At 65.2% G+C, this 9,807-nt stretch carries 12 protein-coding genes; 5 read left to right on the top strand and 7 right to left on the bottom strand.

Features of this window, described 5'->3' with window-relative positions; translation table 11 throughout:
- Positions 1-260: 260 nt before the first annotated feature.
- Entirely contained in the window at positions 261-566 is a 306-nt protein-coding gene (locus ACQKPE_RS10075; protein ID WP_427665402.1) for a putative quinol monooxygenase, read from the bottom strand.
- Between the two features lie 159 nt (positions 567-725).
- Here ACQKPE_RS10075 and ACQKPE_RS10070 point away from each other — a divergent pair, with 159 nt between their 5' ends.
- Entirely contained in the window at positions 726-1,490 is a 765-nt protein-coding gene (locus ACQKPE_RS10070; RefSeq protein ID WP_427665401.1) for a hypothetical protein, read from the top strand.
- A 12-nt stretch (positions 1,491-1,502) separates the two neighbouring features.
- Here the strand turns inward: ACQKPE_RS10070 and ACQKPE_RS10065 are convergent, their stop codons facing one another.
- The 4 genes from ACQKPE_RS10065 to ACQKPE_RS10050 all read right to left on the bottom strand — a co-directional run bounded on the left by ACQKPE_RS10065 (position 1,503) and on the right by ACQKPE_RS10050 (position 5,371).
- Positions 1,503-2,897: a heavy metal sensor histidine kinase gene (locus ACQKPE_RS10065; protein ID WP_427665399.1), complete on the bottom strand. Its 1,395-nt coding sequence runs from the start codon at positions 2,895-2,897 to the stop codon at positions 1,503-1,505.
- The gene (locus ACQKPE_RS10060) at positions 2,894-3,568 is read right to left on the bottom strand and encodes a heavy metal response regulator transcription factor (protein WP_427665397.1); all 675 of its coding nucleotides are present in this window, start codon (positions 3,566-3,568) and stop codon (positions 2,894-2,896) included. The genes ACQKPE_RS10065 and ACQKPE_RS10060 overlap by 4 nt, the downstream gene beginning before the upstream one ends.
- 48 nt (positions 3,569-3,616) lie before the next feature.
- Positions 3,617-4,300 carry an alpha/beta fold hydrolase gene (locus ACQKPE_RS10055; RefSeq protein ID WP_427665453.1) on the bottom strand — a complete coding sequence of 228 codons (684 nt, stop codon included), beginning with the start codon at positions 4,298-4,300 and terminating at the stop codon, positions 3,617-3,619.
- A gap of 195 nt (positions 4,301-4,495) precedes the next feature.
- On the bottom strand, positions 4,496-5,371 hold the full coding sequence (locus ACQKPE_RS10050) for an AEC family transporter (RefSeq protein ID WP_427665396.1): 876 nt from the start codon (positions 5,369-5,371) through the stop codon (positions 4,496-4,498).
- A 283-nt stretch (positions 5,372-5,654) separates the two neighbouring features.
- Here ACQKPE_RS10050 and ACQKPE_RS10045 point away from each other — a divergent pair, with 283 nt between their 5' ends.
- Together ACQKPE_RS10045 and ACQKPE_RS10040 are read left to right on the top strand one after the other, a co-directional pair.
- A complete protein-coding gene (locus ACQKPE_RS10045; RefSeq protein WP_427665394.1) occupies positions 5,655-6,956 on the top strand; it encodes an MFS transporter in 1,302 nt (433 codons plus the stop codon).
- 84 nt (positions 6,957-7,040) lie between these two features.
- A complete protein-coding gene (locus ACQKPE_RS10040) occupies positions 7,041-7,358 on the top strand; it encodes a hypothetical protein (RefSeq protein WP_427665392.1) in 318 nt (105 codons plus the stop codon).
- A 1-nt stretch (position 7,359) separates the two neighbouring features.
- Here the strand turns inward: ACQKPE_RS10040 and ACQKPE_RS10035 are convergent, their stop codons facing one another.
- On the bottom strand, positions 7,360-8,292 hold the full coding sequence (locus ACQKPE_RS10035; protein WP_427665390.1) for a LysR family transcriptional regulator: 933 nt from the start codon (positions 8,290-8,292) through the stop codon (positions 7,360-7,362).
- A gap of 113 nt (positions 8,293-8,405) precedes the next feature.
- Here ACQKPE_RS10035 and ACQKPE_RS10030 point away from each other — a divergent pair, with 113 nt between their 5' ends.
- Positions 8,406-8,657, top strand: coding sequence for a DUF2790 domain-containing protein (locus ACQKPE_RS10030; protein WP_427665388.1), 252 nt, complete (start codon positions 8,406-8,408; stop codon positions 8,655-8,657).
- A gap of 4 nt (positions 8,658-8,661) precedes the next feature.
- Here ACQKPE_RS10030 and ACQKPE_RS10025 read toward each other — a convergent pair whose 3' ends face one another.
- Complete coding sequence (locus ACQKPE_RS10025; protein WP_427665387.1) at positions 8,662-9,354, bottom strand: tRNA (adenine(22)-N(1))-methyltransferase; 693 nt, start codon at positions 9,352-9,354, stop codon at positions 8,662-8,664.
- Between the two features lie 146 nt (positions 9,355-9,500).
- Between ACQKPE_RS10025 and ACQKPE_RS10020 the strand changes: the two genes are divergently transcribed.
- Positions 9,501-9,807 (top strand): RidA family protein (locus ACQKPE_RS10020; RefSeq protein ID WP_427665385.1); only part of this gene is annotated, 307 nt, incomplete at its 3' end.

Genomic DNA, 9,807 nt, shown 5'->3' with positions numbered 1-9,807 from the left:
ACCTGTGGGTCAATGGCAATCCATTGGCGCCGGGTTCTTGGCCCGGCGCGGTCGGATGATAAGCACGAAGGCCAAGGCCTAGGCAACAAAAAGTAACGTGTTTTGTAGGAAATGGCCGACAGACAAGTCTATACAGGTAAAACCTTTATAAACTTGTTAGATAGTTATCGTAATACCCTAATAAATATAGTTTTTATCAAATGGCCATTAATCAAAATGACGCTCTGGATAATGGCCATTTAGCGTCATTTCCTTGATTTCTAAGCCACAGGGTCAAGAAAAATCAGCCGCAGCGGCTCGGCCAGCAGTGCCCCACTGATCGCAACGAAAGCCTGGAAGTGTGAGGTGGCGCAGTGGTCATCGAGCGCTGCCTGGTCGACGAAGGCTTCGCGCATATAGAATGTCCCCCGCTCATCACGGCCTTCGAATAGCACGTAGTCCAGGTTGCCGGGCTCGGCGCGGGTTGGCTCGATCAACGCCAGCAAAGCTTTCTTGAGGTCTTGCTCGCGACCCAGGCGGGCCTTGAGCACAGCGATCGATACCAAAGGGGTTGCAGGGTTTGACATGGTCACGGCTCCAGTGAATTTGCCGTAGTGTTGCCGCGCGCGACCGGGCCAAACAGCGCCGCCGCGCGATAACAGATTCGCCATGCGCTTGAAAATGTCGCCCTTTGCGCGAGAATGCTCGGCTGTTCATCGTCCCAAAGCCCGGAGCCTGCGCCTTCCATGACGCTCTTGTACCTGAAACTGCTCGTCACCCCGCTGCTGATGTGGGCCGTGTCCCTGGCCTCGCGGCGCTGGGGCGGGCTGCTGGGGGGCTTGCTTTCGGGCCTGCCGATCACCTCGGCGCTGGTGATGCTGTTCCTCTGCCTGGAGCAAGGCCCGGCGTTCGCCCTGAATGCGGTGCCGGGTGCACTGGGTGGGCTGGCGGCGGTACAGGCCACCTACACCTGCTACCTGCTGGTGTCGCGCAAGCTGGGGGTGGCTGCGAGCGTGCTGCTGTCGCTGCTGTTCTACGCACCGGTGGCCTATGCCTTCACCCACTGGGGCAACCTGGTGGTGTCGATCGTCGCCGCCCTGGCCATCGTGGTGCTGTTGGTGCGCGCGACGGCGCGTGAACAAGGCACAGGAGCACCGGCCAGGTTGCGCCATCGCATCTGGGAGATCCCGCTGCGCATGGTGGCCGCTACCACCCTGCTGATGGTCATCACCGGCTGTGCCAGCTGGCTGGGCCCGGCGGCCAGCGGCATGCTCGCACCGATCCCGGTGATCGCCTGGCCGCTGGTGGTGTTCTCGCACCTGCAAGGCGGGCGCCCGAGCATGGCGGCGATGATCCGCGGTAACGCCATCGGTGCTGTCGGGGTGATCGCCTTCTACCTGGCGCTTGCCCATCTGCTGGCGCAGCTGGGTATCGCGGCGACCTTCACCCTGGCCGTTGCCCTGGCGGTGGTGCTGACCGTGGCCCTGGCCCGGGCGCTGCGCCGCCGCTGAAGCACCACACACCTAGCCTGGCTGGCCGGGAAACCACAGCCCGAAGCAGGTCTGGCCTTGCTCGCTGCGCGCCCAGCAGCGCCCCTGGTGCAGCTGCATGATCGAACGCACGATCGACAAGCCCAGCCCACTGGAGAGTGCCGAGCCCTGGCGCGCGGCATCCACGCGATAGAACCGCTCGAATACCCGCTCCAGGTCGCGCTGGGCGATGGCCGGGCCATGGTTGAGGACCTCGAGCGTCACCCCGCCCGCCTCGGCCTGCGCCCTCACCGTTACCGTGCTGCCCGGGTCGGCGAAGCGCACGGCATTGGCCAACAGGTTGGCCAACGCCCGGCGCAACAACGCGGCATCGGCCCAGAGCGCGCCCTCGCCCACCCAGGCCAGGTGCACGCCACGCTCGCCGGCAAGGCCCTCGAAGTACTCGCACAGCCGCTCCAGCTCCTGGGCCACCTCCAGCCCGGTGCGTTGAATCAGCGCATCGGCATGCTCGGCACGGGCCAGGAACAACATGTTGTCGATCATGCGTGACAGGCGCTGCAGCTCTTCGAAGTTCGAGCCCAGCAATCGCTGGTAGTAGGCCGTGTCGCGCGGTTGCCCCAGGCCGACTTCGGTCTGCCCGAGCAAGTTGTTGATCGGTGTACGCAGGTCGTGGGCCATGTCGGCACTCACCTGCTTGAGCTGCTCGAAGCCGCGCTCCAGGCGCTCGAGCATGGCGTTGAACTGCTCGACCAGCGCCGCCAGCTCGGTCGGGGCCTGCTCGCCGTGCAAGCGGGTGGACAGCGTGCCGACCCCGATCGAGGCGGTCTGCTGGGCCAGGCGCCGCAGCGGCGACATGCCGCGCCGGGCCAGCACGTACGCCAGCGCCGCCGCCAGCAGCGCCATCAGCGAGGCGAACAGCACGATGTTGTCGCGGTACTCGGCCAGAATGCGCGTGCGTTCGCTGAGCAGGCGGCCCGAGAGGATCTCCAAGGGGGGCTGGCCATCACGGCCTTGGCTGATGACGGCGGTGTAGATGAACGAGGTGCCGTCGGCCATGACGCTGCGTTGTACGTCCGCCAGGGCCAGCGGCTGCCCGTCGGGCAACGGTTCGATTCGGGGAATCTCCCGCTGCCCGGGGTTCACTTCCAGCAAGGGCGGCGCGCCGCGGTAGCGAATGACCAGCAGCGACTCGGTATTGCCCAGCATGTTGCCGAACAACTGTGGCTTTTCGTCGATCAACTGGCGGGCATCCAGGTCGCGCAGCAAGGTGCGAATCTGCTCTACCCGCGCCAGCAGCGCGCCGTCGTCGCGCAGCGCCAACTGCCGCGCCAGCGCCACGTACAGCGCGCCACCGAGCAGCGCCAGGGCGACGAAGGAAAACGTCGCCAGCAGCAGTGCCAGGCGAGCGGTCAGCGACAGGCGCCTCATGCCTCCCGCTCGCAGCGGTAACCCACGCCATGCACGGTGTGGATCAAGCGTACCGGGAACGGGTCGTCGATCTTCTGGCGCAACCTGCGCACCGCGACGTCGACCACATTGGTATCGCTGTCGAAGTTCATGTCCCACACCCGCGACGCCAGGAAGGTGCGCGACAGCACCTGCTCGGTGTGTTGCAGGAAGCACACCAGCAGCCTGAATTCCTGGTTGGTCAAGGCAATGCGAACCCCGCCGCGCTCGCAGCGGTGCTTGTCGACATCCACCTGCAAGTCGTCCAGGCACAGCAGTTGGGCATTGGCCTGGGGCTGCTCGCGGCGCAGGATGATGCGGATGCGGGCCAGCAGCTCGGCGAACGAAAACGGCTTGACCAGGTATTCGTCCGCGCCCAGCCCCAAGCCGCGCAGGCGGTCTTCCAGGGTGCCGCGGGCGCTGAGGAACAAGACCGGCGTGCGGCTGTGGCTGCGCAGGCGCTGCATCACGGTCCAACCATCCATTTCCGGCAGCATCACATCCAGCAGGATCAGGTCGTAGGCGCTTTCGCGGGCCATGTGCAGGCCGTCCACGCCGTTGCTTGCGCAGTCGACGCTGTAGCCCGCCTCTACCAGGCCGTTGGCCAGGTAGTCGGCGGTCTTGGCTTCGTCTTCGATGATAAGGATCTTCACAGCGTCCTACGCCTTGTGTGATTCACGCCGCAGTATAGCCTTGTGCCTTTACTGGCCGGGCACATGGGCCGCTTGCAGGATCAGCTTGGCCACCGCTTCCGGCTGGGACAGCAGCGACACATGGCTGGCCTGCAATTCCACGGTGTGGGCATTCATGCGCTTGGCCATGAAACGCTGCAATTGGGTATCGATGGTGCGGTCCTGGGTCGAGACGGCGTACCAGCTCGGTTTGTCCTTCCACGCGGCAACGCTGGTCTTGGCGGTCTTGATGCCTTCGCCGATCGGCTGCTGCACGGCGTAGTACAGCTGCGCCTCGGCCTTGGGCAGGTCACCGGCAAAGTCGTTGACGAACGCCGATTCGCTCAGCTGCCCATAGCCGTCGGCCGACCACTGCAAACCAGCCGACGCCGGTGCCGCCGGGAAGCGCTTGGTCAACGCCGGGTAGTCTTCGCCCGCCTCGGGAGCGCGCGCGGCGATGTACACCAGGCCTTTGACCTCGGGCGCCGTACCGGCCTGGCTTATCACCATGCCGCCATAGGAGTGGCCGACCAGGATCACCGGGCCATCCTGGTGGGCCAGTGCGCGCTTTACCGCAGCGACATCGTCATCCAGCGAGGTGGTGGGGTTCTGCACGGCAGTCACGTGCAGGCCTTTGGCTTGCAGCAGGGGAATCACCTTGGCCCAGCTGGAGGCATCGGCGAACAGGCCGTGCACCAGCACGATGTTCTTCACCTCCTGGGGGGCGTTGGCGGGGCTGGCGGCCCAGGTCGACGAGGTACCGAGGGCACCGGCGGCAAGGGACAGGGCGAGGACGATCGAGCTAAGTTTCATGGGGTTCTCCCGGCTTGGCTGAAGGGCTGGCTGCCACTGTAGAAAGCCGGGAGAAACGGCGGCATGACGCCGTCATTACAAAAGAATGACGAGCCGCTACAGCCACAGCGCCAGCACGACCGGCAACCAGGCCAGCGACAGCACTGTGGAGCACATCACCAGGTTGGCCACCTGCTCGGGGGCGCGTTTGGCGCGCACGGCCATCAGGTAATTGAACACGGCCACCGGCATCGACGATTGGGTCACCAGCACCGCATGGGCCAGCGGGTCGAGCCCCAGCAGCGCGCCGACGGCCCAGCCCACGGCGCCACCCAGCACGATCCGCAGGCCGCCGAGCAGTATGCCGCTGCCGACGTGCTGGGGGCGGATGCTGGCCAGGGACACGCCCAAGGTCAGCAGCATCAGCGGAATGGTCATGCCGCCCAGCAGGTTGACGGTGTTGGCCAACCAGGCGGGCAGCGTGAGGTCGAAGAAGATCAGCGGCAACGCGGCGCACAGGCTGATGACGATGGGGTTGCGCAGCAGCGCCTTGAACGAGGCGCTGCTGCCGGACATGGCCAGGCCCAGGGTGAACTGGAAGATCGCCAGGGTAAGAAAGAACGCCACGGCCAAGGCCAGGCCGTGTTCGCCAAAGGCATACAGGCTGATCGGCAGGCCCATGTTGCCGGTGTTGGGGAACATGAATGCGGGCATCAATACCCGCCAGTGTTGCCCCGAGGCCAAGCACACCAGCCACCCGCAAAGGGCCATGCCGACCAGGCACAGCATGCAGGCCAGCGCCATGCTGGCGAAGGCCGTCGGCTCCAGGCTGGTGCGGCTGAGGGTAGACAGCACCAGCGAAGGGGTACCGACGGTCATCACCAGGCGCGCGATGAATTCGGTCGGGTAGTCCATGCCGTTGCGTGCCCAGGCATAACCGATACCCGCGACGATGAACACCGGGGCCAGGACAGCGAACAGTGAAGACAGCATGTGCGTTCCTTGGGGCGGTTTGGGGGGACATTATGCGAGAAATACGCGCACTGTGTAGGAATGGTCTGAATGTGACCGTGGCGTACACAGCTACCCCAGCTTATTGCGACCTGCGGTCAGTGGTCGCACCAGAATTCGCTTTGGCAACGTCGCGCCAGGGCGTAGAATGCCGCGCCCTTTCGCCCCATCCCCCGCATTTTCGTGCAGCACCGGCCCCTTGCGGCCAGGTTTGGCGTGCACCCGCGAAAGGCATCTGCGTTCTACTCCATCTCTTGAGGTTCGTATGTCTTCGCGTTTGCTGGGCATGGCGCTGGCGCCATTGCTCGGGTTGTTCATCGTTGCCCTGGGCAACGGCCTACTGTACTCCCTGACCACCTTGCGCCTGGGCGCTGCCGGCGAATCGGCGACGATGATCGGCGTGGTCTCGGCGGCCTTCTTCATCGGCCTGACCCTGGGCGCGCTGTTCAACGACCGGCTGATCCTGCGTATCGGCCATATTCGCGCCTACAGCAGCTTCGCCTCGTTGATTGCCGCGACCATCCTGCTGCAAGGGCTGTTCGTCGATACCTGGGGCTGGTTCGTCCTGCGGCTGATCAACGGCTGGGCCACGGTCGGCGTGTTTCTGGTCATCGAGAGCTGGTTGCTGTTGGCCGGTGACGCCAAGGTGCGCGGGCGCCTGCTGGCGTTGTACATGATCGCCCTGTACGGCGCGGGCGTACTGGGCCAGGCGATGCTCGGCAGCCTGGTGGGCATGGGCGATACCGCGCCGTTCATGGTCGCCGGCATGCTCGCGGCGCTGTCGGTGCTGCCGATCGTGATCCTGCCGCAGGTGTCGCCACTGCTCGAGCAGGTCGAGCCGCTCAAGCCCCGGCAGTTGCTGGGCGTGACCCCCAGCGGCCTGGTTGGCTGCTTCGGCTCCGGGGTGGCGATCGCCGCAGTGTATGCGCTGCTGCCGCTGTACCTGCAACGTATCGGCCTGGATGTCGGGGAAGTCGGTAGCATGATGGCGTGGGTGATCCTGGGCGCGATGCTGCTGCAATACCCGGTGGGGCGCTGGTCGGACCGCAAGGACCGCCAGGACGTGCTGATCACCTTGGGTGCGCTGTGCGTGCTGCTGTCGCTGGTGATCCTGATGCTGCCACCGACCTCGGGCTGGTTGCCGTTGGTGCTGTTCCTGCTGGGCGGTGGCGTGTTCGCGGTGTATCCGGTGGCGGTCAGCCATGCCGCCGACCGCGCCCCGGCCGATGCCCTGGTGCCGATGATCCAGGGCCTGCTGCTGATCAACTCCCTGGGCTCGGCGCTCAGCCCGCTGGCGATCTCGCCGGTGATGACTTCCTATGGCGAGGCCGGGCTGTTCTGGGCATTCGCCGTGGTCAACCTGGCGATGGTCGGCTGCTTCCTGTGGCGCCGTGGCAAGCGCCCGGCGGCGCAGCATCCGGCGCCATTCGAAGCCAGCGCGACGTTCTCCCCTACCGGTGCCGAGCTACGGGTGACCGAGGCCTTGATGCAGGCGGCGCAGGAGCACCCGCCGATTGTCGATGCACTGACGGGCGAGCAACCGGTAGCGCGCACCGAGGCGGCCTGAACCTAACCGTCCGTCGGTTATCGGGCACCCTGGGCGATGGCCTGTGGCCCAACGAATGACCATCACCTCCCCAGGAGATTTCACATGATGCGCATTCGTCCACTTCCCCTCGCCCTTGCCCTGAGCCTCACCTGTGGCGCGGCCTTCGCCGCCACCAACATGAACGACACCCAGCCCCACGCTGGGCACTCCACCAGCGACGCGCCCACCAAAGGCAAGACCGCTGGCGAAGGCAGTAGCGTCAACACCCCTGGCGGCACCAAGGATAACGACGCCAGCGACACCGGTACCAACTCCGATGCCGCCGATGGTGCAGCGGGTGGCTCCAACAGCACCGGCGAGGCCACCGGCAGCGGTGCGGGTGCCAGCGGCGGCAAGGCCGAAGACCAGGACGCCCGCTGATTCAGCGCCAGTAGCGGCGGTCGCCCACGACCTGCTCGTGCACCGCGAACAGCAGCGACAGCTGTTCGCGGATCAGGTCCAGCCAGGTACGCACCTTGGCATCCAGGTAATGCCGCGACGGGTACACCGCATAAACCGCACGCTCGCGCAGGCGGTGCTCGCCCAGCACGCGGCACAGTCGCCCTTCGGCAAGGGCCTGGCTGGCCGAGTAGAACGGCACCAGGCCAACCCCCATGCCAAGCTCCGTGGCACGCAACATGGCGTCGGCGACATTGGTGAGGAAGGTGTCCTTGGGCACCATGCTGAACGCCTCCGGCCCATCACCGAACGACCAGTGCTCCTCGAACATCGGGTCGGCCAGTCGCAGGCAGGTGTGCTGTTGCAGGTCTTCGGGGCATGACGGCACGCCCTGGCGCTCCAGATACTGGGGCGAGGCGCAGAAAACGCTATAGATACTGCCCAGGGGAATGGCGATCAGCTGCGAATCCGGCAGGCCCTGGCCAACGGTGATCACCACGTCGTGCCCTTCGGCCAGCGGGTCGGGGTTGCGCTGCGACAGGGTCAGTTCCATCACCACTTCCGGGCAGCTGGCGTTGTAGCGTGCCACCAGCGGCATCAATAGCAGGCCCAGGCCATAAGGACAGTGGAAACGCAGGTGCCCCCGGGGCGTGAGGTGGGCGCCGCGGGCTTCGTCCATGGCTTCGTCGGTCATCAACAGGATCTGCCGGGACCGCTCCAGAAAGCGCTCGCCCGCCTCGCTCATGCGCAGGCGGCGAGTCGTGCGGTGCAACAGACGGGTTTGCAGCTGGTTTTCCAGCTCGGCGATGATCCGCGACACCTGTGCGGCGGAAATATCGAGGGCGTTGGCCGCCGCGGCGAAGCTGCCGCACTCCACCACGCGGGTGAAGGTACGCATGGCATGCAGTATGTCCATGTCGATCCACCTTCTATTCGTACGCTAGAGGCAGGAATCTATCACGCTTTACCACATTTATTGTGGATGCCTGATGAATACATCATTAGATACATCCTCACTTGGAGACTGCCATGAACACTTCCCTACCCCTGCTCGCCCTCTGCGGCGCCCTCGCCTCCTTCAGCGCCTTCGCCGCCGAGCAACCTGCCAACGTGCAGAAATATGCCTACGGCACGCCGCTGGACATCGCCGAAGTGATTTCCCTCACGCCAGCCAGCAATGCCGACCGGTGCGAAGTGGGTACCGCGCACATGGTGTATGTCGACCACCAGGGCCAGACCCACGAGATCGCCTATGAGCAAATGGGCGACTGCTCGCTGTAAAGCTTCAGGCCAGTATCTGGTGGATCCACGCCACCTGGATGGCGAAGGCCTCTGCCTTGTCCTGCGGCACCTCCCGTGCCCGTTCGAAATGCGCCAGGGTCTGCTGTTTCTGACGCAGCATGCGCCGCCACTTGACCAGGAACGCCGGGCTTTTCTCCTGCATCAGCAAGGGGCCGAAGTACAGCTGCTCGGCGCTGTAGGCCACCGCTTGCCCCGGCTCGGCGACAATGATTTCGTAGTCGAAGCGGTTTTCCCGCAGCACTTCCTCATGCACGATGCGGTAGCCGTTCTCCATCAGCCATTGGCGTAACTCACGCTCGCCACCGTTGGGTTGCAGCACCAGGCGCTCGCTGCCGGCCAGGCGTTGCTTGCCTTGCTCGAGAATGTCGCGAATGGTTTCCCCGCCCATGCCACACAGGCTGATGACGGTGACCCGGTCGCCGGGCTCGATGGCCGCCAGGCCGTTGGCCAGGCGTACAGTGATGCGTTGCTCCAGGCCGTTTTTTCGCACCTTGCGCCGCGCCGACTCGAACGGCGTCTGCGCCGCCTCCCCGGCCACTGCGGCCTCGAGCACACCGCGCAGCATCAGCGCCACGGGCAGGTAGCCGTGGTCCGAGCCGATGTCGGCCAGGCGCGCGCCCGGCGCAATATGCGCCGCCACCCGCTCCAGGCGCATCGACAGTGTCTGTTCGTTCAACGCCAACCCCTTGCATGAGAAACGGCGGCGATTCTGACCGCCTGGCCCGGGCATTTCAATGCGCGGCTGACAGGCGCGTAGCTCGACCCCTGCTGACGGCTCGCGTAGGCTTGCGCCTTTCCTTCCGTAGCAAGGCAGCATTTTCCATGGCTCACGCAGACATCCACTTCACCCCCGACCCGGACGCCGACTCCATTTCCTCGGATGTGGCCGAATACAACGGCCTGCTGGTCACCACGCAGATTCCGCTGCGCACCGATGGCGAGCTGGAGCTGGGCGATATCGAAACCCAGAGCGAGCGCACCCTGCAGTTGCTCAAAGAGTCTCTGGAGCGCGCTGGCAGCTCCATGGACCGCGTGCTGCACCTGACCATCTACCTCACCGACATGGCCGACCGCGCCGCATTCAACGAGGTGTACAAGCGCTTCTTCGCCAAGCCATGGCCGGTGCGTG

Source organism: Pseudomonas sp. NPDC089554 (genome assembly GCF_050280645.1).
GTDB lineage: Bacteria > Pseudomonadota > Gammaproteobacteria > Pseudomonadales > Pseudomonadaceae > Aquipseudomonas.
This window is presented reverse-complemented; position numbering and strand designations above follow the sequence as displayed.

Bases quoted from the DNA above. Each gene is read 5' to 3' on its own strand.
- ACQKPE_RS10050 (WP_427665396.1), bottom strand. From the start codon at position 5,371: ATGCTGTCTTCACTGTTCGCTGTCCTGGCCCCGGTGTTCATCGTCGCG.
- ACQKPE_RS10075 (WP_427665402.1), bottom strand. From the start codon at position 566: ATGTCAAACCCTGCAACCCCTTTGGTATCGATCGCTGTGCTCAAGGCC.
- ACQKPE_RS10040 (WP_427665392.1), top strand. From the start codon at position 7,041: ATGATGCGCATTCGTCCACTTCCCCTCGCCCTTGCCCTGAGCCTCACC.
- ACQKPE_RS10030 (WP_427665388.1), top strand. From the start codon at position 8,406: ATGAACACTTCCCTACCCCTGCTCGCCCTCTGCGGCGCCCTCGCCTCC.
- ACQKPE_RS10065 (WP_427665399.1), bottom strand. From the start codon at position 2,897: ATGAGGCGCCTGTCGCTGACCGCTCGCCTGGCACTGCTGCTGGCGACG.
- ACQKPE_RS10070 (WP_427665401.1), top strand. From the start codon at position 726: ATGACGCTCTTGTACCTGAAACTGCTCGTCACCCCGCTGCTGATGTGG.
- ACQKPE_RS10045 (WP_427665394.1), top strand. From the start codon at position 5,655: ATGTCTTCGCGTTTGCTGGGCATGGCGCTGGCGCCATTGCTCGGGTTG.
- ACQKPE_RS10035 (WP_427665390.1), bottom strand. From the start codon at position 8,292: ATGGACATACTGCATGCCATGCGTACCTTCACCCGCGTGGTGGAGTGC.